At 39.7% G+C, this 26,555-nt stretch carries 23 protein-coding genes; 8 read left to right on the plus strand and 15 right to left on the minus strand.

Going from position 1 to position 26,555, the window contains the following annotated elements; translation table 11 throughout:
• Positions 1–12 precede the first annotated feature (12 nt).
• Entirely contained in the window at positions 13–327 is a 315-nt protein-coding gene (rplU, locus tag ACORHU_RS06450) for a 50S ribosomal protein L21 (protein ID WP_000109141.1), read from the minus strand.
• A 274-nt stretch (positions 328–601) separates the two neighbouring features.
• Entirely contained in the window at positions 602–1,294 is a 693-nt protein-coding gene (locus ACORHU_RS06455) for a YoaK family protein (protein ID WP_414339151.1), read from the minus strand.
• Between the two features lie 153 nt (positions 1,295–1,447).
• Here ACORHU_RS06455 and ACORHU_RS06460 point away from each other — a divergent pair, with 153 nt between their 5' ends.
• The 3 genes from ACORHU_RS06460 (at position 1,448) to ACORHU_RS06470 (ending at position 4,606) form a co-directional block, all read left to right on the plus strand.
• Positions 1,448–2,443 (plus strand): Gfo/Idh/MocA family protein, encoded by a 996-nt coding sequence (locus ACORHU_RS06460; protein WP_153196250.1) that lies wholly within the window; start codon positions 1,448–1,450, stop codon positions 2,441–2,443.
• A complete protein-coding gene (locus ACORHU_RS06465) occupies positions 2,421–3,503 on the plus strand; it encodes a DEAD/DEAH box helicase (RefSeq protein ID WP_153196248.1) in 1,083 nt (360 codons plus the stop codon). Before ACORHU_RS06460 ends, ACORHU_RS06465 begins: the two co-directional genes overlap by 23 nt.
• Before the next feature lie 677 nt (positions 3,504–4,180).
• Positions 4,181–4,606, plus strand: coding sequence for a hypothetical protein (locus ACORHU_RS06470; RefSeq protein ID WP_226373187.1), 426 nt, complete (start codon positions 4,181–4,183; stop codon positions 4,604–4,606).
• A 122-nt stretch (positions 4,607–4,728) separates the two neighbouring features.
• Here ACORHU_RS06470 and tuf read toward each other — a convergent pair whose 3' ends face one another.
• Complete coding sequence (tuf, locus tag ACORHU_RS06475) at positions 4,729–5,925, minus strand: elongation factor Tu (RefSeq protein WP_001040726.1); 1,197 nt, start codon at positions 5,923–5,925, stop codon at positions 4,729–4,731.
• 206 nt (positions 5,926–6,131) lie between these two features.
• A complete protein-coding gene (locus ACORHU_RS06480; protein WP_023947789.1) occupies positions 6,132–7,241 on the minus strand; it encodes an AI-2E family transporter in 1,110 nt (369 codons plus the stop codon).
• A gap of 102 nt (positions 7,242–7,343) precedes the next feature.
• On the opposite strand from ACORHU_RS06480, the gene pbp3 reads away from it, so the two are divergent.
• Positions 7,344–8,585, plus strand: coding sequence for a D-alanyl-D-alanine carboxypeptidase PBP3 (gene pbp3, locus ACORHU_RS06485; RefSeq protein WP_434363961.1), 1,242 nt, complete (start codon positions 7,344–7,346; stop codon positions 8,583–8,585).
• A 147-nt stretch (positions 8,586–8,732) separates the two neighbouring features.
• On the opposite strand, the gene ACORHU_RS06490 is transcribed toward pbp3, so the two are convergent.
• The 4 genes from ACORHU_RS06490 to ACORHU_RS06505 form a co-directional block, all read right to left on the minus strand.
• Positions 8,733–9,587 (minus strand): NAD(P)H-hydrate dehydratase, encoded by an 855-nt coding sequence (locus tag ACORHU_RS06490; RefSeq protein ID WP_434363962.1) that lies wholly within the window; start codon positions 9,585–9,587, stop codon positions 8,733–8,735.
• Positions 9,588–9,726: 139 nt separating this feature from the next.
• Positions 9,727–10,584 (minus strand): bifunctional methylenetetrahydrofolate dehydrogenase/methenyltetrahydrofolate cyclohydrolase, encoded by an 858-nt coding sequence (locus tag ACORHU_RS06495; RefSeq protein WP_261067866.1) that lies wholly within the window; start codon positions 10,582–10,584, stop codon positions 9,727–9,729.
• A gap of 153 nt (positions 10,585–10,737) precedes the next feature.
• Complete coding sequence (locus ACORHU_RS06500; protein ID WP_434363965.1) at positions 10,738–11,472, minus strand: amino acid ABC transporter ATP-binding protein; 735 nt, start codon at positions 11,470–11,472, stop codon at positions 10,738–10,740.
• Entirely contained in the window at positions 11,472–12,155 is a 684-nt protein-coding gene (locus ACORHU_RS06505) for an amino acid ABC transporter permease (RefSeq protein WP_001011642.1), read from the minus strand. The genes ACORHU_RS06500 and ACORHU_RS06505 overlap by 1 nt, the downstream gene beginning before the upstream one ends.
• A 190-nt stretch (positions 12,156–12,345) precedes the next feature.
• On the opposite strand from ACORHU_RS06505, the gene ACORHU_RS06510 reads away from it, so the two are divergent.
• From ACORHU_RS06510 to ACORHU_RS06525, 4 genes are all read left to right on the plus strand, one after another.
• The gene (locus tag ACORHU_RS06510) at positions 12,346–12,576 is read left to right on the plus strand and encodes a DUF1797 family protein (protein WP_000443570.1); all 231 of its coding nucleotides are present in this window, start codon (positions 12,346–12,348) and stop codon (positions 12,574–12,576) included.
• Positions 12,577–12,806: 230 nt separating this feature from the next.
• On the plus strand, positions 12,807–15,065 hold the full coding sequence (locus ACORHU_RS06515) for an AAA family ATPase (protein ID WP_434363967.1): 2,259 nt from the start codon (positions 12,807–12,809) through the stop codon (positions 15,063–15,065).
• 130 nt (positions 15,066–15,195) lie between these two features.
• Positions 15,196–15,648 carry an NUDIX hydrolase gene (locus tag ACORHU_RS06520; protein ID WP_173306691.1) on the plus strand — a complete coding sequence of 151 codons (453 nt, stop codon included), beginning with the start codon at positions 15,196–15,198 and terminating at the stop codon, positions 15,646–15,648.
• 58 nt (positions 15,649–15,706) lie between these two features.
• Positions 15,707–16,006 (plus strand): DUF1827 family protein, encoded by a 300-nt coding sequence (locus ACORHU_RS06525; RefSeq protein ID WP_000767198.1) that lies wholly within the window; start codon positions 15,707–15,709, stop codon positions 16,004–16,006.
• A 403-nt stretch (positions 16,007–16,409) separates the two neighbouring features.
• On the opposite strand, the gene ezrA is transcribed toward ACORHU_RS06525, so the two are convergent.
• The 7 genes from ezrA to ACORHU_RS06560 all read right to left on the minus strand — a co-directional run bounded on the left by ezrA (position 16,410) and on the right by ACORHU_RS06560 (position 26,231).
• A complete protein-coding gene (ezrA, locus tag ACORHU_RS06530; RefSeq protein WP_001276566.1) occupies positions 16,410–18,137 on the minus strand; it encodes a septation ring formation regulator EzrA in 1,728 nt (575 codons plus the stop codon).
• Between the two features lie 81 nt (positions 18,138–18,218).
• Entirely contained in the window at positions 18,219–20,165 is a 1,947-nt protein-coding gene (gyrB, locus tag ACORHU_RS06535) for a DNA topoisomerase (ATP-hydrolyzing) subunit B (protein ID WP_434363969.1), read from the minus strand.
• Positions 20,166–20,179: 14 nt separating this feature from the next.
• Complete coding sequence (locus ACORHU_RS06540; RefSeq protein ID WP_025171643.1) at positions 20,180–20,743, minus strand: HAD family hydrolase; 564 nt, start codon at positions 20,741–20,743, stop codon at positions 20,180–20,182.
• Between the two features lie 85 nt (positions 20,744–20,828).
• Complete coding sequence (locus ACORHU_RS06545; protein WP_434363970.1) at positions 20,829–21,383, minus strand: DJ-1 family glyoxalase III; 555 nt, start codon at positions 21,381–21,383, stop codon at positions 20,829–20,831.
• Positions 21,384–21,393: 10 nt separating this feature from the next.
• Positions 21,394–22,617 carry an FtsW/RodA/SpoVE family cell cycle protein gene (locus ACORHU_RS06550; protein ID WP_000830651.1) on the minus strand — a complete coding sequence of 408 codons (1,224 nt, stop codon included), beginning with the start codon at positions 22,615–22,617 and terminating at the stop codon, positions 21,394–21,396.
• Positions 22,618–22,653: 36 nt separating this feature from the next.
• The gene (locus ACORHU_RS06555; RefSeq protein WP_434363971.1) at positions 22,654–25,104 is read right to left on the minus strand and encodes a bifunctional DnaQ family exonuclease/ATP-dependent helicase; all 2,451 of its coding nucleotides are present in this window, start codon (positions 25,102–25,104) and stop codon (positions 22,654–22,656) included.
• A gap of 197 nt (positions 25,105–25,301) precedes the next feature.
• Positions 25,302–26,231: a peptidase U32 family protein gene (locus ACORHU_RS06560; RefSeq protein ID WP_000411189.1), complete on the minus strand. Its 930-nt coding sequence runs from the start codon at positions 26,229–26,231 to the stop codon at positions 25,302–25,304.
• Positions 26,232–26,555: the final 324 nt, after the last annotated feature.

Consider the following 26,555-nt stretch of genomic DNA (forward strand, 5'->3'; position numbering starts at 1 on the left):
TTCTCCTTAAAATTAAGCGTTGATTGCGTTGATGACAACTTTAGTATATGGTTGACGGTGACCTTGTTTACGGTGGCTACCTTTTTTAGGTTTGTACTTGTAAGTAACAACTTTCTTTTGTTTTCCTTGTTTTTCAACAGTTCCAACTACAGTAGCTCCAGCAACAAGTGGAGTTCCGACAACAGTGTTTTCACCACCAACAAGAACAACTTCGTTAAAAGTAACTTCTTGACCAGCTTCAACGTTCAATTTTTCAACGTAAACTGCTTGACCAACTTCAACTTTAACTTGTTTTCCGCCAGTTTTGATAATTGCGTATGTGCTCATTATGCACCTCCTATGATTTTTATGGGTTTCCCCGAATTTTTTGTGAAGACTCGCCTAGCATCGTGGGACGAACCACTTAAAAGAAGAGCTCTAAGTATAACAAAGAATAAACTAGGAATTGAGCCGAAGGCATAACTTATGTTAGGCAAGGCGACAATGACGAAGTTTAAATTTGTTATACGACGAGCAACGATGTTCGTGCGGTTGCACAGGAACGTGCATAGTCAACTCTTCAAGTATAGCATATCTCCTATTTTCTTACAAGTAATAACACCTAAAATGAAGCTTTTTCTTTTACTTTTTTCCGCCACGAGGCAGAAAGCATACTGATGTAAAAAATGCTCATCATAATAGGAACACCAAGAATAGTCTTTTCATTATAGAAAATCGTCAAATACGCTGAAAAGACAACGCCAAGGACAAAGCTGGTAAGTAGGCTAACGAAAATCAAGGCTTCACGCAGGAAGGGCGTATGCTTGGTCCGGAAATAATCTCCAAAAGCCAACATGGTCCGTTTGATGTTCCCCGTCATAAAGGCATTATTATAAGCAATCCCCGACACTTCTCCAAAAGCGGTTGTAACCAGTCCCATACAGAAGGCCAAGGGCGGCACTAGATAGATATTATCTACAGTTTGGGGCACAAAACCAATAATGATTGATAAGATTGCTAAAGGAAGCAATGACAAAATTGGCTTTTTCACAATTCTCAATTTTTCCTTATAAACAGTTAATAAAAAGACCCCCATCATAAAAGCTAGCAAGGTGAGAACCTTGTCCCTAACATCTGAAACATTATTTTGGATTAATTCTACTGAAAGAAAGACTACATTCCCAGTTTGTCCAGCTACAAGAGTATTCCCTCGCACAATAAAAGTATAGGCGTCTACATATCCTGCACAAAAAGTCAAAAAAAGCGCTAGCCTCTTAGACTGACGTGATATTTTTCTTATAGGTAGTAACCTCATTTTCCCTCCCATTTCATTTACTCATCTCATTATTGTACCACTTTCTTTGGAAAAGGCCTAGTAGCTTATTTGAAATTTTTCACCCTCTGTTGGATAGTCCCGTCTATCTATGTTATAATGAAAGAAGGATTTGAAATCGGAAAAGGAGTATCTATGCTTAAATTAGGTGTCATCGGAACAGGCGCTATCAGCCATCACTTCATAGAAGCAGCCCATGCTAGTAGAGAATACCAGCTGGTCGCAGTCTATTCTAGAAAACCAGAAACTGCGACAACCTTTGCTTCTCGCTATCAGAATATCCAACTCTTTGATCAAGTAGAGGACTTCTTCAAGAGCTCCTTTGATATGATCTATATTGCTAGCCCAAACTCCTTGCATTTTGCTCAGGCAAAAACTGCATTATCTGCAGGTAAACACGTCATTCTTGAAAAGCCAGCTGTCACTCAGCCACAAGAATGGCTGGATTTGATTCAAACAGCTAAGAAAAATCACTGTTTTATCTTCGAAGCAGCTCGTAATTACCATGAGAAAACTTTTACTACTATCAAAAACTTTTTAGCAGACAAACAAGTTTTGGGAGCAGATTTCAACTATGCCAAGTATTCTTCAAAGATGCCTGACTTGTTGGCTGGTCATACGCCCAATGTCTTTTCAGAGCGTTTTGCTGGTGGAGCCCTCATGGATTTGGGGATTTATCCTCTCTACGCTGCCGTTCGCCTCTTTGGAAAGGCTGAGAACGCCACTTATCAGGCTCAACAGCTTAACAATAGCATTGACCTATATGGCGATGGCATCCTCTTCTACCCTGACTTTCAAGTTCATATCAAAGCTGGTAAAAACATCACTTCCAATCTTCCTTGCGAGATTTATACGACAGATGGAACCTTGACTCTCAACACGATTGAGCATGTTCGCTCGGCTATTTTTACCGACCATCAAGGCAATCAAGTTCAACTCCCTATCCAACAGGCTCCCCATACGATGACTGAGGAAGTCGCTGCATTTGCACACATGCTCCAGCAACCAGATCTGAATCTCTACCAAACTTGGCTGGATGATGCAAGTTCTGTTCATGAGCTACTATATACCATGCGCCAGACTGCTGGCATTAGATTTGAGGCAGAAAATGAAAACCAAACTACCGACTGAATGGCAAAAATTGAGTGATCAACTCGGTTTCCAAGAATTTACTCCCATTCAAACTCAACTATTTGAGCCCCTTCTTGCTGGAGAAAACCTCCTAGGGGTGAGCCCAACAGGAACTGGTAAAACCCTAGCTTACCTTCTACCAAGTCTTCTCAGACTACAAAAGAAAAAAGCCCAACAACTCTTGATTCTAGCGCCTAATACAGAACTGGCTGGACAGATTTTTGATGTATGTAAAACGTGGGCTGAAGCCATCGGCTTAACTGCCCAACTCTTCTTATCGGGTTCGAGTCAGAAACGCCAGATTGAACGCCTAAAAAAAGGACCAGAAATTCTGATTGGAACCCCTGGTCGTATCTTTGAACTAATTAAATTGAAAAAAATCAAGATGATGAATGTGGAAACCATCATTCTAGATGAATTTGACCAATTGCTCGATGATTCTCAGATACACTTTGTGGAGAAAATCACTCACTACGCACCGCGTGACCACCAACTCGTCTACATGAGTGCGACGACCAAGTTTGACCAAGAAAAGATTGCGCCTAACACACGTACCATTGATCTTTCTGACCAAAAATTGGACAACATCCAACATTTCTACATGCAGGTAGAGCAACGCCATCGTGTGGATATGCTACGAAAACTGTCTCATGTAGAGGATTTCCGAGGTCTTGTCTTCTTTAACAGCCTATCAGACCTTGGAAGTGCAGAAGAAAAACTACAGTATCGGGATATCTTGGCTGTTTCCCTCGCTAGTGATGTTAATGTCAAATTTAGAAAAGTCATCTTAGAAAAGTTTAAAGACAAGCAACTAACCCTGCTTCTTGCAACTGACCTTCTGGCTCGTGGGATTGATATCGATAGCCTAGAATGCGTCGTAAACTTTGATATTCCTAGAGATAGCGAAACCTACACTCACCGTGCTGGCCGTACTGGCCGTATGGGCAAGGAAGGTTATGTTATCACTCTCGTCACTCATCCAGAAGAAATCAAAAAACTCAAGAAATTTGCGAGCGTACGTGAAATTGTCTTGAAAAATCAAGAACTCTATATCAAATAAAGTCCTCAATGAGGCTTGGTAAAAAATGAACTGCATCCCCAAAGTCAGACAAAAAATCTAACTTTGAGGATGTAGTTCACTTTTCTATTACTCTTATTTGAACGAGAGATTTTTCTTTTGCAAAATACAAGGTGTTTCACATCAGCCTTTTAAAGCTATATAAAAACTCTCCAACTATTCTATTATACCATATAAAAAAATAAATAAATAGACTTGTTTTTTTCTTTTTTTGACGTATACTAATAATAGAAAGCGCTTTAAATAAAATAAAAGGAGGTTTTATGAGGAAAGTAAATAAGGACATTTTATTCTTAACTGGAATCATAGTTTTATGTTTTGGTTTTTTATTATTTCACATCAACCCCTATTATGCCGAACCCTATGCGACACTGAAAGAAAGAATAAATTTATTCTTTTGGCAACTATATTGGAGACCTGTAGGAACTCTCAGTATTATTTCGGGTTGCATTATAACTTTCAAAGGATTGAAAAAATAATCTTTTACTCATGAAGAAAGGAAATTTGTTGTGATTAAACTGAAACTATTGTTTTTCTCTCTACTATCAAGTCTATTATTCTTAGTCACAACATCTACGGTTTTTGCTGATGTCTATCCTGGTACAAATTATGAAATTGTATCTAATCGTATTGTAAAAGATATCAACACAGGAGAGTTATTGTCATTTTATACGACTGAACTTAGAGACGCCTATTTAGAGTCTAAATCTACGTATCAGACTCGTTCTAATGCAACTGGTGTTGCAGACTATAGAACTAAATACTCTCACTCTTACAAGAAAAGCACCACATCAGGTCCTGTAAGTTCAACTGCCTATGGTGGAAAAGCTGGAGCTACTCTGACTGTAGGTGCAGGTGTTAGCTTTTCTGCTCCGGAGTCTGGAGCTGGACTTAGTTTAAATCACTCAGTCTCCCATAACGTACCACCCTACACTTATGGTTATATTAGACTAAAAGCATCTTACACAGTAAACGTTCGTAAATTAGAAGTTAGATACTTAGGCACCAACAAATGGGTTCCAGCTGGTGAAACCTCTACTATATCGAATGTTAGTGTTTGGAGCGAACTAGTCACTTGGAAATAACTCATTAGATAGATCTGGACTTTACCAGGTCTATCTTTTTATTTTTTAAAAAAAGAACCTTGCAAAGCAAGATTCTTTTAGTGTCTGACTTAAATAATTGTTCTTCTGGGAACTAAATCGAATTAAGCTTCGATTTCTGTAACCATACCTGAACCAACAGTACGTCCACCCTCACGGATAGAGAATGTAGTACCTTGTTCTACGGCGATTGGGTGGATCAACTCAACGTCGATTGTCACATTATCACCAGGCATTACCATTTCAGTACCTGCTGGAAGTTCGATTGAACCTGTAACGTCAGTAGTACGGAAGTAGAATTGTGGACGGTAGTTGTTGAAGAATGGAGTGTGACGTCCACCTTCTTCTTTAGTAAGGATGTAAACTTCACCTTTGAATTTAGTGTGTGGGTTGATTGAACCTGGTTTAGCGATAACTTGTCCACGTTCGATTTCATCACGTTGAACACCACGAAGAAGGACACCTACGTTATCTCCGGCAAGACCTTCGTCAAGTTGTTTACGGAACATTTCAACACCAGTAACAACTGCTTTTTGAGTTTCTTCTTTGATACCAACGATTTCGATTTCGTCGTTGACTTTAACGATACCACGGTCGATACGTCCTGAAGCAACTGTACCACGTCCAGTGATTGAGAATACGTCTTCGACTGGAAGAAGCAATGGTTTGTCAGTGTCACGTTCTGGTTCTGGAATGTACTCATCAACTGTGTTCATCAATTCCATAACGATGTCTTCGTATTTAGTGTCACCTTCAAGGGCTTTAAGAGCTGAACCTTGGATAACTGGAAGATCGTCACCTGGGAAGTCGTATTCTGACAATAGGTCACGGATTTCCATTTCAACCAATTCAAGCAATTCTTCGTCGTCAACCAAGTCAACTTTGTTCATGAAGACGATAAGGTGTTTAACACCAACCTGACGTGAAAGAAGGATGTGCTCACGAGTTTGTGGCATTGGTCCGTCAGTTGAAGCTACTACAAGGATAGCTCCGTCCATTTGAGCGGCACCAGTGATCATGTTTTTAACGTAGTCCGCGTGTCCTGGAGCGTCGATGTGAGCGTAGTGACGTTTTTCAGTTTCGTACTCAACGTGCGCAGTGTTGATTGTGATACCGCGTTCGCGTTCTTCTGGAGCAGCATCGATAGACGCATAGTCTTTAGGTTGGTTAACTGATGAAGGCAAGCGACGTGCCAAAACAGTTGTGATAGCTGCAGTTAGGGTAGTTTTACCGTGGTCAACGTGTCCGATAGTACCAATGTTAACGTGTGGTTTACTACGATCGTATTTTTCTTTTGCCATTTGAGTAAAAGCCTCCAATAAAATATATTTTATAGATAGACAGTAGGCAATACAGTCTAACTTTCCTTACTATTTTATCAAATTTCAGCTAAATTGCAAGTGTTTTACAAAGTTTTTGTGAATTATTCTTAATCTACTAATCTAAACGGTATTTCTACTCCCATCACTTCTTTAATGAAAAAGAAAAATCAGGAATTTCCTGATTTTTACTTAGCTAATTCTCTTTCTCGTTCTTTCATTATTTTATGATTTTCATACAAACGTGATAAAAACTTAGAAATTTCTTTTAAGATAGAATAGGTTGGTACTGCGACAATCATGCCAATGACACCATAGATATTACTTGATAACAAAAGTAATACTAAAATCGTAATTGGATGAACCTTCATCACTCCACCAACGATTCGAGGGTAAAGGATGTTCCCATCTACTTGTTGAATAATCAACATATAAACAACTGCAATCAGCATTCTATGAGGATCAGTAAAGACATTGGCGATAATCATCGGAATCAAACCAATACTTGGTCCAACATAAGGAATGAGATTGGCCAATCCTGAAAAGATGGCAAAGACCAAAGCGTATTTCAAACCAATCACGCTATATCCGATAAAGGCCAAACAACCAATAATAATCGCATCAATAGCAACTCCACTAATATATCGAGCAATTGTAGTATTCAAATTTTTTAAAAGACCTGTAATATGCAACTTATCTCGCTTTAAAACAGTACGCTCAAGCATCGGCAAGAATTTGTGGCCATCTAACAAAAAATAAATTAAAAATACAGGTGTCATGATAATAATCAAAACAGTACTAAAGAGCGCAGATAAGACACTTCCAACACTATTCGTTACACTATTTAGGATATTCTGTAGAATATCTACATAAGAGAGATTTAACTGTTGAATAGTCGCTTGAATATCTAAATTTTGAAAGGCTGGATAAGTGGATAAATCGATAATCAAATCTTGCAGACGACTGTAGATTGTCTGACTTGTAGCAATCAAACTTGTCAGCTGATTAATCAAAATCGGTAAGAGATAGACGACCCCAATAACTAGCCCACAAACCAAGGCGCACAAGGTTAGTAGAATACCAATGATACGGTTAATTTTGAAATACTTTTGTAAAAAATTTACAATAGGATTGGTCAAATAATATAAAAAACCACCTAAAAGAAAGGGAATCATTATAGTGTTTGCGACACTTACAAAAGGCGTTATAATCCCACCCATCTGTCTCCATAAATAAAAGATGATGGTTAATAGTAAAATCTCACTGGTCCAAAAAAATAATTTATTCTTACGAAACATGAAGTACCTCCATTCATCTATTTTACCACACTTTCAAAAAAGCTTCTTTCTTATATCATGAAACTGGGAATATTTTTTTCTTTATGATAGAATAAACTTACTATGAAAAAAATAATTTTAACTCTCCTAAGCCTTTCCGTTATTGGGGCAGCATCTACTGTTGATGCTCAAGATTTTAATATTGCTGCTAAACATGCAATTGCTGTTGAGGCAAATACCGGTAAAATTCTCTATGAGAAAGATGCAACCCAGCCAGTTGAAATTGCTTCGATCACAAAATTGATTACTGTTTATCTTGTCTATGAAGCCTTGGAAAACGGTAGTATTACACTATCAACTCCGGTAGATATCTCTGATTATCCATACAAATTAACGACAAATTCTGAAGCGAGTAACGTTCCTATGGAGGCTCGTAATTATACCGTCGAACAACTACTGGAAGCAACCCTAGTATCCAGTGCTAACAGTGCAGCTATTGCGTTAGCTGAAAAAATTGCTGGCTCAGAAAAAGATTTCGTCGATATGATGAGGGCAAAGCTCTTGGAATGGGGCATTCAGGATGCCACTGTTGTCAATACGACGGGTCTTAACAATGAGACTTTAGGGGATAACATTTACCCAGGATCTAAAAAAGATGATGAAAACAAGCTCAGTGCTTATGATGTCGCTATCGTTGCTCGCAATCTCATCAAAAAATACCCACAAGTCTTGGAAATCACGAAAAAACCTTCTTCTACTTTTGCTGGAATGACAATCACTTCTACCAACTACATGTTAGAAGGTATGCCTGCTTATCGCGGTGGTTTTGATGGCCTTAAGACAGGAACAACAGATAAGGCTGGAGAGTCTTTTGTTGGTACTACAGTCGAAAAAGGGATGAGGGTTATCACAGTTGTTTTGAACGCAGACCATCAAGACAATAATCCTTACGCTCGCTTCACAGCTACATCGTCACTAATGGATTATATCTCTTCTACATTCACGCTTCGTAAAATCGTTCAAAAAGGCGATGCCTACCAAGATAGTAAAGCTCCTGTACAAGATGGAAAAGAAGATGCGGTCACTGCCGTTGCCAAAGATGATATCACTCTTATTGAACGTGTTGGGGGACAATCGTCCCAAACTATTCAATTCACACCTGATTCTAAGGCAATACCAGCACCACTTGAAGCCGGAACTGTGGTTGGCCATTTGACTTACGAAGACAAGGATTTGATTGGTCAAGGTTACATTACCACAGAACATCCTAGTTTCGAAATGGTAGCAGAAAAGAAAGTTGAAAAAGCCTTCTTCTTAAAAGTTTGGTGGAATCAGTTTATCCGATTTATCAACGAGAAATTATAAAACATACTGAGCAAAAGATTGCTCCAAAATAGAAACAGACCAAAAAGTCTTTAAAGTCAAAAACGCATAGTATCAGGTATTAAAAAAACTTGATATTATGCGTTTTATTGTGGTAATATTTACTTCGTTTTCTCCTAAAATTGAATTTTATCCCATTCTTTTTTGAGATATTTTATTCATTACTTTAGGAAGACAATTACTAATTTCCGTTGGCAAGACCACATAATGTTCTTGAGCTAGTTCTTGAGCAATAGCTGAATGAAGATGGGTCGCTACTGTCACACGTTCGTAGAGACTGGTCTGTCGGAATTGGCCTGCAAATCCTGCAATCATTCCAGCAAGAGTATCTCCCATTCCCCCAGTCGCCTGATAGGGACCGCCAACCTGTAACTGGTAATAATCAGATTGGCCAGCTTGCCAAATACGAGTAGCTGGACCTTTCTCTACCAAAATTGTTCCTTGAGGGAAGGAAGTCAGGGCACTAGCCGTTGCATCTTCCTTTTGCTTTTCAATCGTAATTCCAGATAATTTTTCCCATTCTTTTTGGTGAGGAGTTAGGATAAGCTGGTTAAACGGAAATGACAAACTTGTTCTAGCAATAATGGTCAAAGCACCTCCGTCTACAATCAAAATCTTATTCTGTTTTAAGCCAGCAAAGACCTGTTTGACTAGATCTTCTCCAAAAGCATCGTCTCGTAAACCAGGCCCCAGCAAAACAACTTCTGCCTTCTCCAACTGCTCTTTTAACAATTGCTGGTCTTGAAGAGTAAAGGCCATAGCCTCAGGTAAATGACTGTGCAAAGCTGGGATATTTTCCCTATCTGTTCCAACAGTCACCAAACCAGCTCCACTTTTAACAGCTGCCAAAGCAGCCATGATGATAGCACCACCATAAGGATAAGTCCCACCAAGCAACAGCAGACGACCGTAGTCTCCTTTATGACTTGTACAAGAACGTTCAATAATGACTTTTTCTAGTAAGGCTTGATCAATCACTTTCATCTTTTTTCCTCTCGCATTTATTATACAACAAAAAGGAGGCGCAGACCTCCTTTTGTAATCTTATATCTAAAATTTAATATTCATTTCTACCATTTTAGATATAGCTATAGAAAATACACTCTCTTCAGCGATTTTTCTCTTATTTTCTATCCAATGTCCGGAGTGCTGCTTGATAAGTTTGCTCCATCAGCATAGTAATGGTCATAGGACCGACACCTCCAGGGACTGGCGTAATATGGCTAGCAAGTGGGGCAACTGCCTCATAATCCACATCCCCACAGAGCTTACCATTTTCATCGCGGTTCATCCCAACATCAATGACTACCGCACCTGGTTTGACAAAGTCAGGAGTCACAAACTTAGCACGACCGATTGCGACCACCAGAATATCTGCTTTAGCAGCCACCTTGGCAAGATTATGGGTACGTGAGTGAGTCAAGGTCACTGTTGCATTCTTGGCCAAAAGAAGCTGAGCCATGGGTTTTCCAACGATATTGGAACGACCGATGACAACCGCATTTTTACCTTCTAATTCAATCCCATATTCATGAAACATTTCCATAATTCCTGCAGGTGTTGATGGAATCATGACTGGATGTCCAGACCAAAGGCGTCCCATATTTAGAGGATGGAAACCATCCACATCTTTTTCTGGGTCAATAGCCAATAGAACCGCCTCTTCATCAATGTGTTTTGGTAATGGCAACTGGACCAAAATCCCATGCCAAGCTGGATCCTGATTATATTTAGCAATCAGGTCTAACAATTCCTCTTGAGTAATGGTCTCTGGAACTCGCACTACTTCGCTACGGAAACCAGCCGCAAGAGCTGACCTCTCCTTGTTGCGAACGTAGACTTGGCTGGCTGGATTGTCCCCAACCAAAATCACTACCAAACCAGGTACTAGACCTGTTTCTTCCTTTAATTTTTCAGTCTTTTCAGCCAACTGCCCCTGCAATTTGGCCGCTAAAGCTTTCCCATCAATAATCTGTGTCATATCACTTCTCTTTTCTTTCAAATATCTTCCATTATACCAAAAACTGCCAGCACCCTCTAACACTTCTTTCCTAGGCAATCCTATAGTTTCAAACTATAAGAAAAAGCTCGGGTCGAGCTTTTCACTAATCTTGTCTTGAAATTTTAAAATAGATTATAAAACCTTACTCAAGAAGTCTTTAGTTCGTTGTTCTTGGGTTTGTTCAAAAATCTGCTCAGGTGTCCCATCTTCAACAACCACACCGTCTGCCATAAAGATAACACGGTCTGCCACCTCACGCGCAAATCCCATCTCATGTGTTACGATAACCATAGTCATTCCTGACTTGGCAAGGTCTTGCATAACAGCCAACACCTCACCTACCATTTCAGGGTCCAGGGCTGAAGTTGGCTCGTCAAAGAGCAAAACATCAGGTTCCATGGCCAAACCACGCGCAATGGCAATCCGCTGTTGCTGCCCACCTGACAAACTCTGTGGATAAGCAATTGCCTTATCTGGTAAACCAACTTTTTCCAAAAGTTCCTGAGCTCTCTTCTCAGCAACTTCCTTACTTTCACCTTTGGTCTTGATAGGAGACAAGGTGATATTTTCCATCACAGTCATATTAGGAAAGAGATTGAATTGTTGGAAAACCATGCCCATCTTCTCACGCATTGCAAAAAGGTCATTCTTCTTGTCCGTAATATCGACTCCCTCAAAGATAACCTTCCCCTTGCTTGCTTCTTCCAACAAATTCATAGAGCGAAGCAAGGTAGATTTCCCGCTACCTGAAGGACCGATGATAACGACAACTTCTCCTCTTTTAATCTCGAGGTTGATGCCCTTCAATACTTCATTCTTTCCAAAGGATTTATGTAAATTTTCAATTTTTATCAAGGTTTCTGTCATTATTTTTTATCTCCTTGTCCCATACGTTTTTCAAAAGCTTTCAAGGCTACTGTCAAAATAGAGGTCATAATCAAGTAGTAAAAGGCTGCAAATAAAAGTGGTGTTAAAGGTAGATAGGTTGTTGTAGAAACTGTTGTAGCCCCGTTCCACAACTCCATAACACCGATAGCTGATAAGAGGGAGCTGTCCTTGATAATGGTGATAAATTCGTTCCCCAAGGCTGGCAAAATATTTTTGATTGCTTGTGGCAAAATCACATATCTCATAGCATTTTTAGGACGAATCCCTAAAGAATAGGCCGCCTCTAGCTGACCTTTTGGAACCGCATTAATCCCAGCACGAACAGTCTCAGAAACATAAGCACCACTGTTCATAGAGATAATCAAAATCCCTGGAATCAGACGAGAAAGATCAACACCCAAAATCCCAACCTGAATAGTCGGAGCATTGATGTGCATAAGGGCAAAGGCAATCATAATCTGAACCATCATCGGTGTCCCACGGAAAATCCAAACGTATAAGTTGGCAAGCCAAACAAGCGGTTTAAACTTTGAACGTTGCCCAAAAGCCAAGACAACACCCAAAATAGTTCCCAAAAAGACAACACAGATAGAAATGAGAACCGTCACAACAGCCCCATAGTTAAAATAAGGTAAATACTTAGGTAAAAAAGAAAAATTCATAGTCACACTGCTTTCTAAAATAGAATACTGTATGATTATAACATGTATTGAATTAAAATTCAAACTTTTTATCCAATTTATTCAAAAAAACTTTCAGCTGGTAGAATTAGCGAGAAATCTTAGTTTTTTCTAGTCAAGTTGGCCTCCTTTATGGTAAAATAGTAACGATAAGAAATGAAGGAGAATCAAAATGGAATCACATTTGGTTAGAATCATCAACCGCCTTGAAGCAATGGCAAAAGACGGCGGAAATTTAAAACGTAATTTTGAACGCGAAGGAGTCGTTGTTGCAGAAGTTGCATACAGCCACGACGAAGAAAACGGATCAATCTTTACCCTTCGTGATGTAGAAGCTCGCGAAACTTATACGTTTGACAGCATTGACTTGATTGCAATGGAGATTTACGAACTCCTTTACTAATACAAAACAAGCTGGGATTACACCCTGCATGTCTAACCAAAATCCTTTTTGTCTCACAAATAGGATTTTTTTATTCCCTAAAATCTCAAAAATTTTCATTGTAACAACTTCTCAAAGCTGCAATCTTTTTACTTGCTTTACATCCCAATCCTGTTATAATGAGAGTATAGAAATTTGACTATTTTTGACCATTAAACAGGTCAGGCTAAAGAAAGAAATGAGGTAGATGTATGCTTTGTCAAAACTGTAAAATCAATGACTCAACAATTCATCTTTATACCAATCTCAATGGAAAGCAAAAACAAATTGACCTCTGTCAAAACTGCTATAAGATTATCAAGACAGATCCTAACAATAGCCTCTTTAAAGGTATGACGGATCTGAACAATCGTGACTTTGATCCTTTTGGTGATTTCTTCAATGATCTAAACAATTTCAGACCTTCTAACAACACTCCTCCTACTCCCCCAACCCAATTAGGTGAAGGTTACGGTGGAAATGGCGGTTATGGCTCCCTAAATCGTGGATCTGCCCAAACTCCGCCACCTAGCCAAGAAAAAAGCCTGCTGGAAGAATTTGGTATCAATGTAACTGAGATTGCCCGTCGTGGAGATATAGATCCCGTTATTGGACGCGATGATGAGATTATCCGTGTCATCGAGATTCTCAATCGCAGAACCAAGAATAATCCTGTTCTTATCGGTGAACCTGGTGTCGGAAAAACTGCCGTTGTCGAAGGCTTAGCTCAGAAAATCGTTGATGGCGATGTTCCACATAAACTCCAAGGTAAACAAGTCATCCGTCTGGATGTGGTTAGCTTGGTTCAAGGAACGGGTATCCGAGGACAATTTGAAGAACGCATGCAAAAGCTCATGGAAGAAATTCGCAAACGTGAAGATATTATCCTCTTTATTGATGAAATCCATGAAATTGTCGGTGCAGGTTCTGCAGGCGATGGCAATATGGATGCAGGAAATATCCTCAAGCCCGCCCTTGCTCGTGGGGAACTGCAACTGGTCGGTGCCACTACCCTCAATGAATACCGTATCATTGAAAAGGATGCTGCCCTAGAGCGTCGTATGCAGCCTGTCAAGGTCGATGAACCAACAGTGGAAGAAACAATCACTATCCTCAAAGGGATTCAAAAGAAATACGAAGACTACCACCACGTTCAGTATACCGATGCTGCAATTGAAGCAGCTGCAACTCTTTCCAATCGCTACATCCAAGACCGCTTCTTGCCTGACAAGGCCATTGACCTCCTAGATGAAGCAGGTTCTAAGATGAACTTGACCTTGAATTTTGTAGATCCTAAAGTGATTGATCAGCGTTTGATTGAGGCTGAAAATCTCAAATCTCAAGCTACACGAGAAGAAGATTTTGAGAAGGCTGCCTACTTCCGCGACCAGATTGCCAAGTATAAGGAAATGCAAAAGAAAAAGGTTACGGACCAGGATACTCCTATCATCAGTGAGAAAACCATTGAGCACATTATCGAGCAGAAAACCAACATCCCTGTTGGGGATTTGAAAGAGAAAGAACAATCTCAACTCATCCATCTAGCCGAAGACCTCAAGTCTCATGTTATTGGCCAAGATGATGCAGTCGATAAAATTGCCAAAGCTATTCGCCGTAATAGGGTTGGACTTGGGACCCCTAACCGCCCAATCGGAAGCTTCCTCTTCGTCGGACCAACTGGTGTCGGTAAGACAGAACTTTCCAAACAACTAGCTATCGAACTCTTTGGTTCTGCTGACAGCATGATTCGCTTTGATATGAGTGAATATATGGAAAAACACAGCGTAGCTAAGTTGATCGGTGCCCCTCCAGGTTATGTCGGCTACGATGAGGCTGGGCAATTAACTGAAAAAGTTCGCCGCAATCCATATTCTCTTATTCTCTTGGACGAAGTAGAGAAAGCCCATCCAGATGTCATGCATATGTTCCTTCAAGTCTTGGACGATGGTCGTTTGACAGATGGGCAAGGACGTACCGTTAGCTTCAAGGATGCCATCATCATCATGACCTCAAATGCAGGTACAGGTAAGGCAGAAGCCAGCGTTGGATTTGGGGCTGCTAGAGAAGGACGTACCAACTCTGTTCTCGGTGAACTCGGCAACTTCTTTAGTCCAGAGTTTATGAACCGTTTTGATGGTATTATCGAATTTAAGGCTCTCAGCAAAGATAACCTCCTTCAGATTGTCGAGCTCATGCTAGCAGATGTTAACAAGCGCCTCTCTAGCAACAACATTCATTTAGATGTAACTGACAAGGTCAAGGAAAAGTTGGTTGACCTTGGTTATGATCCAAAAATGGGAGCACGCCCACTTCGTCGCACTATTCAAGACTATATTGAGGATGCAATTACTGATTACTACCTTGAAAATCCAAGCGAAAAAGACCTCAAGGCAGTTATGACCAACAAGGGCAAGATTCAAATCAAATCTGCCAAAAAAGCTGAAGTAAAAACTTCTGAAAAAGAAAAATAAATTCTATAAAAAAGGAGTAGAAAATGAAATGTTTCTGCTTCTTTTTTACTAAAATAACTGTAATTTCTTGACAGCTCGACCTTTGTCCATTATGATAATAATAACGATACTAGATAATGAGGAAAATGCAATGGCAAACCCAACTTTCGGAGAAAAAAAAGCGAATACAGACTATGTTTCACGTTACGGTGTATATGCGGTTATTCCAGACGCTGAACAAAAACAAATTGTTCTTGTTCAAGCGCCTAATGGTGCTTGGTTCTTACCAGGTGGCGAAATTGAAGCTGGTGAAAACCATCAGGAAGCCCTAAAACGTGAATTGATTGAAGAGCTTGGCTTTACAGCTGAAATTGGTGTCTATTACGGACAAGCTGACGAATATTTCTACTCTCGTCACCGTGATACCTACTACTACAATCCTGCCTACCTCTATGAAGCAACTTCTTTCAAGGAAGTTCAAAAACCACTAGAGGACTTTAATCATATTGCCTGGTTCCCTATCGACGAGGCTATTGAAAATCTTAAACGTGGTAGCCATAAATGGGCCATCCAGTCTTGGAAAAAACAGCATAAGATTGACTAAACCAAGCTACTTTATTCAAAAAGTGCTATAATAGAATTAGAAAATCGGAGGAAATATTATGAAGCTTATCAATACGACAAACTCACACTCGCAACTTGTAAAAAGCCAGCTAGAGAGTACAGATGCAACCCTTGTTGAGGTCTATTCTGCTGGAAATACAGATGTTATTTTTACCCAAGCTCCGCTTCACTATGAAATCCTCATCTCAAATAAACACCGTGCTATTCGAGAAACTGAAATCGAAGCCATCCAAGAGTTTTTCTTGAAACGTAAAATTGATAAGGACTCTATTGATGAGGCCAATATCAAAACACTCTACTCAGAAAAATTAATTGGGATTTCGATTCCAACCAAGTAAAGAAGTTAAGTAAAAACTCGATTCGAGAAAAAATCCAGTAAGTCTTTCCATAATAAAACGCATAGTAGCAAAGTTTCTACACCTGCTATTATGCGTTTTTATAATTTTGAAGTCTATTGCTAATCAATGAAAAATCAAAGAGCAAACTAGAAAGCTAGCCACAGGTTGCTCAAAGCATAACTTTGAAGCTGCAGATAAGACTGACGAAAGCAATGGCATATATAAGGCAAGGCGAAGCTGATGTGGTTTGAAGAGATTTTCGAAGAGTATAAAACACTGTTTTGAGGTGGTGGATAAATCGGCTGGGCAAAAACTCAATCTCAGGAGAAAATGAAGTAAATCTCCCCACAACTATAAAAAAGATTTGATTCTGCTTCTCACACAATCAAATCTTTTTATTATTTTAGAAACGAATTGTTTCACGTGTTTTCTCATATGAGGTAACAAAGCGGTTGGTTACACCAGGCTCTGCCACTTCCAATGCTTGAGAAATCTTGTCAAACGAAGCGCGATAATCAAATTCTTTCTCAAAAATATCTAAAGCTTCATTAAAGGCTTCTTGAATACGTTCATCAAATGAGCGGTAGCGGTTAGAATATTGTAAAAGTTGCTCTGTCAAGGTTGCATACTGTACAATATTATAAGTTTCCGCCTCAAGCTCTTCCATATCCTTCGTTGCAATTTCAAGAATACGGTTAACTGATTCTATATTGACTAAGTTTTGCTCTAATTCAGCCATTAGATCTTCCGTATTATTACTTGCTGTAAAGAATAACTTCAAGAAAGTTTGTGGAATACCAGGTAGGTTCCGTTTTTCCATATATCTCTTGATTGTATGGAGACGATTAACATATACATTTGCTTTTTGACGTGCATTGATATCATCTTTCTCAACTCGTGCGAGACGCTCACTAACTGCAATTTGTTCATCTTCAATCTCTTTAAGATTTTCCTGCAGAGATTCAAGTTTTTCTTCAAGAATTGAATATGCTTGAGTTGCTTCATCCTGATCCGAAATCGCTTCAATAATAGCAGTCTCAAAGCTTTCTAATTCGGACTGTAAACGACGAACATGACTTGCATCCGACTCAGAAAGTAAATAGTTTTTACTCAAACGCTCAATGTCTTCTATCAATAAAGCATTATTTTCCTTCATGTGCTGCAGATAAGTAGGAAGTGTTGCTACTAAACCTTCTACTACTTTCTGTGCCGCAATTTCTCTTGTAAAGATATCATAAAGTGCATTAATCTCTTCTTGGATTTGAGTATTTTCGTACTCTGCATTATCCAATTCTAGTTTCGCAATATTCTCATGATTTTTCTTGAGAGCTTCATAAAGCAGTTGGAAACGCGCTTCAATATCCGTTTCAGCAAAATGATAATTAGCATCTAAAAGCTTACGGTAGCCATCTTCTAAATCTTCTAGTTGATCTGGTAGGTCTTTAGATAATGTTGCTACAATTGCTGGTATACGATCAACAATATGCGTTAAAGCCAAGATATGATTTTCAGCATTATCCAAAATCACAGCTGCTTCTACTGGATCTCCAGACGAATTTAAAGTTACAAACTGAGAAAACTCTGATTGGATATTTTCCAATTGTTTTTCGATTTCAGACAAACCTTGGCCATATTCTTCAGAATGATCAGCAACTCGGTGTTGCAACTCTTCAAACAAGTCCAAGGTATGAAGAACACGTCCACTATTTTTAGACTCTTGTTTCTCCAAATCTGCCAAGGCATTGCGAATTGCCGCAATATCTTCTTCAATCAAGGTAATTTGGCTCTCAATTTGATCAATTTGATGACTGGCTTTGAAAAAACGGAATGAGTTGTTATAGCCTTCTGCCTCGAAAAGATTATTTTCGATATCTGCAAAAGAGTTAAGAGATAGGTCAACCCATTTTTGGTTCCATTCACGGAAAGTCACCTGACTTTGTCCAATCAAGTGCATATTTTTTACAGCTTCAACTTCATCATTAACCGGAAGATTATAAAGCTCTTCTTTTTTCTCTTCTAAAATTGCTAATTTACTTTCATTGCGCTTCCTTACATAGATTGCGATAGCATAGGCAATGACCAATAAAACTGCAACTGCAATTATTAAATAAATTACTAGGCTAGCAGACATATTAAACTCCTTTTTTACTTGAAACAATCGTAACGATTATATCATATTTTTTAGACCAAGGGAACTACTTCTCCCTACTTTTTAGACATCAAGTGTACTATAGACAGCATTTTCTTCGATAAACTCACGACGAGGCTCTACTCGATCCCCCATCAACATATCAAAGATTTTATCTGCTTCTGCAGCATCATCCACAGAAACTCTGGCCATCAAGCGATGTTCGGGATCCATGGTTGTTTCCCATAACTGATGGTCGTCCATTTCACCTAGACCCTTATAACGCTGAATGGTTGGTTTGGCACGTCCTTCACTATGGCGGGCCAAGGCTTCTTGGAGTTTAATTTCTTGATCCGCTCCTGGCTGGATATATTCTTTAATCTCGCTTCCAACCTTGACACCATAGATTGGAGGTTGGGCAATATAAACATAACCAGCTTCTAGGATTGGTTTCATATAACGATAAATCAAGGTTAGAAGAAGAGTACGAATATGGGCTCCATCGACATCGGCATCGGTCATCAAAACGAGCTTTTGGTAACGGGCTTTTGAAACATCGAATTCTGCACCAAATCCAGTTCCCATCGCTGTGAAAAGACTACGAATTTCTTCGTTGGCTAGAATTTTATCCATACTTGCCTTTTCAACGTTCAAAATCTTACCGCGAATTGGAAGGATAGCCTGAAATTCACGGTTTCGACCAGATTTGGCTGATCCACCAGCTGAGTCTCCTTCGACGATGAAGAGTTCTGTTTCAGCAGGATTGTTAGAAGAACAGTCTGCTAGTTTCCCTGGAAGGTTGGAAATTTCCAAACCAGATTTTTTACGAGTTACTTCACGCGCACGCTTGGCAGCCACACGAGCCTTGGCAGCTAAAATCCCTTTTTCCACGATACGTTTGGCAATCTGTGGATTTTCCATGAGGAAATCGGAGAAGGCATCACTGAAGAGACGATTGGTAATCTTGACCACTTCGCTATTCCCCAGTTTGGTCTTAGTTTGTCCTTCAAACTGTGGATTTGGGTGTTTAACTGAAATAACTGCAGTTAATCCTTCACGAACATCTTCCCCTGTTAAATTGTCTTCATTGTCTTTTAGTAACTTATTCTTACGAGCATAATCGTTGATGACACGTGTCAAGGCTGTACGGAAACCTTGTTCATGCGTTCCACCTTCATGGGTATGAATATTGTTGGCGAAACTCATGACATTTTCATGGTAACCCGTTGTGTACTGCATGGCTACTTCAACTGTGATATCATCCATCTCACCGTCTGTATAGATTGGTGTCTCAAAGATAACATCCTTGTTCTCATTGATATACTCAACGTAACTAGCAATCCCACCTTCATAATGGTAATGCTTGGTTTGTTCCAAACCTTCACGCTTATCTGTGATAGAGATTCGAAGACCACGATTTAGAAAGGCCAATTCTTGGATGCGTTTGTTTAATTTATCAAAATCAAAGGTTGTTGTTTCAGTGAAGATTTCTGGGTCTGGTGTGAAGTGAACTGTTGTTCCAGTTCTATCCGTATCTCCAACCACCTCAAGGTCTGCAACAACATGACCACGACGGTATTCTTGGTAATGAATTTTACCGTTTTTGTGGACATGAACGTCTAACTGAGTGGAAAGGGCATTAACTACTGAAGACCCCACTCCGTGAAGACCACCTGAGACCTTATAGCCGCCACCGCCAAACTTTCCTCCAGCGTGCAGAACAGTAAAGACAGTTTCCACGGCAGGTCGGCCTGTTTTTTCCTGAATATCGACTGGAATCCCACGTCCATCATCGACAACAGTAATCGAATCATCTGGCTCAATAAAGACTTGAATTTGGCTTGCAAATCCTGCCAAGGCCTCGTCAATTGAGTTATCAACGATTTCCCAGACTAGATGGTGAAGACCTTCTTTTGAGGTTGACCCGATATACATCCCTGGACGCATACGAACAGCCTCTAAGCCCTCTAAAACTTGAATTTGACTGGCATCATAATCTTGTGCCTGCAGATTTTTGATTTCTTCTGTCATCTTATTCCTTTTTCTTACATGTCTAATACTTGTCTTAAATTCACGATACTGGTAAACAAGTGGGTAGCTAGTCCTGCAGCTTGACCTGCTTCGATATCAATCGGCCGATCACCAATGACAAGCCCAGAATCAATCTGATACTTCTCTCTTAAATAAATCATAGACTCAGGATCTGGTTTTCTCTTAAAGCCTGAGTTAGAAGTCACTACTTCCGTAAAATAAGCTGCTATGGAGGTTTTTTCTAAAATTTCCAAGACCTGATCATTTCGATGAGAGACCAAAAAATGACGCCCACCTTGATTTGAAATGTCCTCCAATAAGTCAGCAACTCCATCAAACAAAATCGGGTGTTCAAGCTCTCTGGCTTCATTTTCCTTGTACTTTTCTAAAAAATGCTCTAAGTTGGGAGCGAATGTCTCAATTGCAAAATCAGTAGAAACCTTTAAAGCTTGATAGACACTATCATGGTCTTGTCTGATACCATACAGTGCCAATGTTTCAACAAATGCAGCTGTTGAAGTTTCATAATTATCCAGTAAAGTTCCACCTAAATCCCAGATATAATCGTGATATTTCATAGCTTTCATTATACCATTTTTTCGTTAAAAAAGCGATGATTTCCCTGAGTTTTCCACATAAAAAAACGAGAGGTTAACTCCCGTTTTATTGATTTTTACCAAAGACATCTCGATAGAGCATTCCAGTTCGTAACCCCTCTGCGTCTCCTCCTAATTGCTCTACCAACTCGTAGGCAAAGGCAAGGGCTGTCGAGGGACCTCGACTGGTTGTCAAATTACCATCTACCACTACTGTTTCCTTGACATATTGACCATCAAGGATTTGCTCTTGAACACCATCATAACAAGTAAACTTCTTATTTTTCAATACCCCTGCTTGATTGAGGGCAATTGGAGCCGCACAAATGGCTGCCAGTTTCTTTCCTTCTTGCTCGAAGCTTTTCAATTCTTGAATCAAGGCCTGATTATCACGCAAATGTGCAGAACCAGGCATCCCTCCAGGAAGGACAATCATGTCATAATCTGATAAATCACCATCAAAGACACGATCTGCTGTGACTTGGATTGCATGTGAACCCGTCACTTGCTCTTCAAAACCAACCATATCACAAGTGATATTTGCCCGACGCAAAACATCCACAACTGTCAAAGCTTCAATTTCTTCAAAGCCCTGAGCTAACATAACTGCTACTTTATCCATGATTTTCTCCTTATTTGATTCGTTTTAATACAACCTTTTTCCGCTTGAATCGGACTTTTCCACTCTTTTCTTCAGCTAGATTAGTCTGGTAACTCATCGATAAAAGCAAACCAACACCAATCAAGTTACTGATAATAGCCGATCCCCCTTGCGAAATAAAAGGCAGAGGAATCCCAGTCAAAGGAAGCAAGCCCGTCACAGCTCCGATGTTCTCAAAGATGTGGAAGAGTAACATCATAATCAAACCTGTGGAAATATAGGTGTAGAACTGGTTATTTGATTTGAGAGTAATCTTCAACATACGGTAAATGAGCATGAGGTAAAGGGCGATAACAAGGACAGAGCCAATAAAGCCAAAATCTTCTGCGATCACCGTGAAAATCATATCCGACTCACGAACTGGAATAAGCAGATTCGAAGCATTAAAACCTTGACCAAATAAGCCACCACTCCCAATGGCAATCTGCCCTTGAGCCTGTTGGTAAGTGGTTGTTTGGGCAAAGTCGAATGGATTGAGCCAAGCCAAGATACGATTGATTTGGTAGGTCGGCATCCCCAATTGATGGAGAAAAGCCCGGCCACCCTTACTGATAAAAATGGCTAAGAATCCAGCAACTCCTGTTACAGCAGTCACAAATACTGGAATAATAATTTTCCAAGAAACTCCTGATAGTAAGACGATTCCTGAGAAAATGGCTACAAAAACCAAAGCCGTCCCCAAGTCACTTTGAAGTGCCAAAAGAACTAGGACTGGAATGGTAAAGACAATCATCCAAAAAATTAATAAAAAGTCCAAAGGTACTGTACGTTGCCATTCCTTATGTTTCTTTGTAAATTGGACAATGACACGAGCCAACATGAGAATATAGGATATCTTCATAAATTCTGACGGTTGGAACAAAGTAATGCCATTTATTGATACCCAGTTTTTAGCACCCGTTGATGCCACTAGGCTTGGATTATAAAAGACGATCGGCAAGACCATGAGTCCCAAACCTAACATATATAGAAAAGGGGTCACTTTCCAAAGAAATTCTGTATTAAAGAGCATGACGATAAAACCAATCACAAGCCCCAAGGCAATCCAGGCGACCTGCTGCCCTAAAATGGGCAAAATATTATTTGGATAATCATGACTAACAGCTATATAGATAGCCACCACGCCAATAACCAGTAGAAAAAATACTGGCAATAGCAAACTATAATCGACTCTAGAGTCGAGAGAACGTTTCATATATACTAACCTTATACTTTCATACAATACTATTTATCAAAGTTCATTTAAAAATTCATCAATAGTCTCATCAACTTCGGATTGAGAGACGGTTTTAACAGTCGCTTCTTTTGATAGAGATGCTACTATTTGTTTGCCATATCGCTTTCCGACAATTCTCCTATCCAAAATAAGAGTTAAGGAACGTTGGTGTTCGCGTCTCATACTTCTTCCCAAAGCCTGTTTTAAACGAATAATGGCCATGGGCAATTGATAATCATAAAAGGCATTTTTCCCTTCTTGAATTAGTTCCTGATTGATCTTTTTCGTCAAGGGCTCTTGGGGATTTTGGAAAGGAAGTCTCGGTACCACCTGAATCACAAAAGGATGACTTGAAAAATCGACTCCTTCCCAGAAACTTGCTGCACCAAGCAGGATTTGTTGTTCACCTTTTTCAAAACGTTTCTTCAGTTGATGAACATCCCCATTTTTATACTGGGCCAGATGGCTAACTGGAAGTAAATCCGATACTGCTAGAAGCATGTCTTTGGCAGTAAAGAGAACCAAAATCGGTTGCTGGAAAGCTTGAACATCCATCAGCAAATCAGCTACCTCCTTGGCATAGACTTCTAAGGAAGTTTCTGTTACTAGAGGGAAATCTTTGACCAAGACCACTTCTTGATCCTGTTTTTTACCAGCTTCAATCTTAACAAATTTAGCTTCAGGATAACCCAAAAGATCTGCCAAAGAAACCCTCTGACTAATCTCAAGAGTGGCCGACACTCCCAAGACTTGACATGAATCAGGCACTAAGGAAGATAGAAGAATACGGCCTGATTTCGTAGAAGAAATTTGAATTTTCTTTTGACTCGTTTCAGTTGCTTCAAGCCAGTAATCACCCTCAGCCGTAAAATAGTGAACCAGTTCCTCAAAGCCTTCTACCTCTAATTCTGAAAAATACTGATGGAGATTGGCCAGAGACTCTAAGATATTTTTCCTAGATTTGCCAGACTGAAATTGTTCTATCAAGTAGAGGCACTCAAAGCGAATACTTTCTAGTATTCGTTGTTGAACCCTGTTTTCTTCTCCTACTAAAGCCTTATCAAGCAAATCGACAATAGACTGGATATCGTAGGTCTCTTGAAGCAGATTTTCTAGAGCCAACAAAACTTTTTGGACTTCATCAATAATCAATAAACGGTCACTGACAAATTCAGGATTATCTTCAAGTCTAGTTACAAGATAGGCATGATTAGTCACTAAAAGCTTGCAAGCTTGTGCCCTTTCTTGACTACGTTTCCAAAAATCTTCCGTCACAAATAAGCTCTTGGATGATAAATTCCCATCATGACGAAGGTCTGTTAGAAAATGTTGGTAACGGTAGAGTTGCCCGATTTCATCCAAATCCCCGGTTTCTGTCTCTGTCAGCCAGACCAAGAGTTGCATTTTAAAGCGTCTAAATAAGCGATTTTCATCATTTTCCTGCAAGGAACGATAAAAGGCATCCAGCTTCAGATAATTGTGTGGTCCCTTTAAAGAATGAATATCTATATGGAAGACTTCCTTGAGATGTTTACTTTCTTCTTCCATGATTTGTTTTTGAAGAATCTTTGTCGGAACACTAAGAACAATTTGTCGCTCTTTCACTTGAGATAAAGCGGGTAAGAGATAGCCATAGGTTTTCCCAATTCCTGTCGGTGCTTGAATTAATGAGACAGGATCATCTTTCAATAGTAAGCCAACCTCTTTAGCAAAACTTTCTTGCTCCTCCCTCACTTCAAGGTTCAACAGAGAAATATTTTTAGAAAAATCTTGGGATAGTTTTCGTGGCTCCAGGGGAGCTCCAGTTTTCTTGAAATACAGTCCTTGAACTTGGACCAAGTCTGGAGAACTCAGGATAGATTGGCTACGATAAATTTCTTCAATAACCAGGTAGGACTCGTATAGGAGGGCATCAGCCATTTCCAGCAAGCGTTCCAGGAGTCCTTTAGGAAGTTGGGCCATCTTTTCCCGTAGAAATAAGAGTAATTCTGCTGTAGCTTGGGCATCTGAAAGGGCTGTATGGGCGTGTTTTAGAGAAATTCCTAATTCCCGGCACAAAATAGGCAAGCTATATTTTTCCAGTTCAGGGAAAAAGACCTGGGCCAATTCGACCGTGTCAACACGAGGATTTCTTAGTTCATAGCCTTCAAAAAATAAATTTTCCGCCAAGAGATTGGCATCAAACTGAACATTATGAGCTACAAAAATTCCATCCTTCACCAAGTCAAAGATTTTTCTGGCAACTTGCGAAAAATCAGGTGCTTGCGCCAGACGTTGGTCTGTTAATCCTGTCAGTTCTTTGATATGAGCATCTAAGGGTTCATGTGGATTGACATCCGTCGTATAGTGATCGACGATTTTTCCGTCCTCAATCACGACAATTCCCACTTGGATAATTTTAGCCTTACTACCTGTGCTAGTTGCCTCTAAATCCACCACAACATAGCGATTACCAATCGTTTTCATTATAAAAAATTATACCAAAAAAAGGGCCATTTGGCACCTGCAAACATGGGATAATTTTCAAACTCATGGACACTACTTAGCTTAAAAATCCCAACAAATAGAGCATCCTAGCCTACTGATTTTTTGAAATAGTGAAGAAATACAAAAAACTGAGAGAAGAAATTTTAAATCTTCCTTCTCTCAACGAATCGTTTACTTTATTTAACCATGTCAGGATCGTAGTCATAAAATCCTGTATCAAGGAAACGGTTTTTAGGATGTAACTTGCGAACTTCTTCATCTAGCAAGAAGGCTTGGTCATGGCTAAAGTTACCCTCTTGGATCAAGCTACGCGCTTGGATAAAGAGTTTTGCAATCTCAACAAAGTTCTGACCAGGAGTGTAGAGCCCTTCTAGTTTCCAGTGAGTGAAACCATGCTCTACCAATTCTGTCAATTTGGTCATCAAATCAAGGTCATTGTTAGCAAAGATGTGGGTCCCATGATTGTCTTCAAAAATAGAGTAATGGCTCTCAGGATCACTTGGTTCAGCCAAGAAGAGGTCACGCTTGCGAGTCTTTTCATCATCGATATGCGTAAAGTTATAGTAGTTTTGTAAGAGCGGACGTTTAGAATGATGGATAACACTAGCACCGTACACCAAAACTTCGGCAGGAATTTCCAAAATCTCTGGCATTTTGAAAAGTTCAGCTGATGGAATTTCACGCGCCAAAACAGCCTCAGATGCGCCAGCCTTTTGTCCCCAGAAGTTAATCTGACGACTGCTTGTTACCATGGTTGAAGCATCGTAGATGGTCTTAAATGAATAACCATCGCGATTGACTACGTAAAAGACACCTGCATCCCCAATCGTAATGTAGTCTGTCTTGATTTCTTCCAAGAAATCTAAGAAAGGCTTGATACGGTCCATCATATCTTGGTGCATGAGGGCATTAACTGCAACGATCAATTCCTTACCAGCATCATGAACCAGCTTAGCGATTTCACGCAATTGGTCATGACTAAAGGTTGTTGGTAGACGAAGGCCAAAATCTTTCTCACCAACATAGATACGGTCTACGCCAGCTTCGAGCAGTTGTTTAACTTGTTCAATACTTTCAGCAGTTGCTGTAATGATAATCTTTTCCATAAGGAAAATTATACCATATTTCTCCAAAATCAGCCAAGACTTATCAGAGTTTTACAAATAGGAATTATTTCGGTAACTTCTCAAAGTAACTTCCACTTGACTCACCAAAGTGGAAATTAGTTTAATACTCTTCAAACTACGTCAGCTTTATCTGCAACCTCAAAGCGGTGCTTTGAGCAACCTGAGGCTAGCTTCTTAGTTTGCTCTTTGATTTTCATTGAGTATAAAACGGCTTTTTATAAGAATAACTAGATGAAAGGCAAACCCAGAAGCATGAGAGAGCTCGCCAGTAACAATTTACTTTGTACACTATCCATAAATAGC

Source organism: Streptococcus sp. KHUD_015, from assembly GCF_051106265.1.
Lineage (GTDB): Bacteria > Bacillota > Bacilli > Lactobacillales > Streptococcaceae > Streptococcus.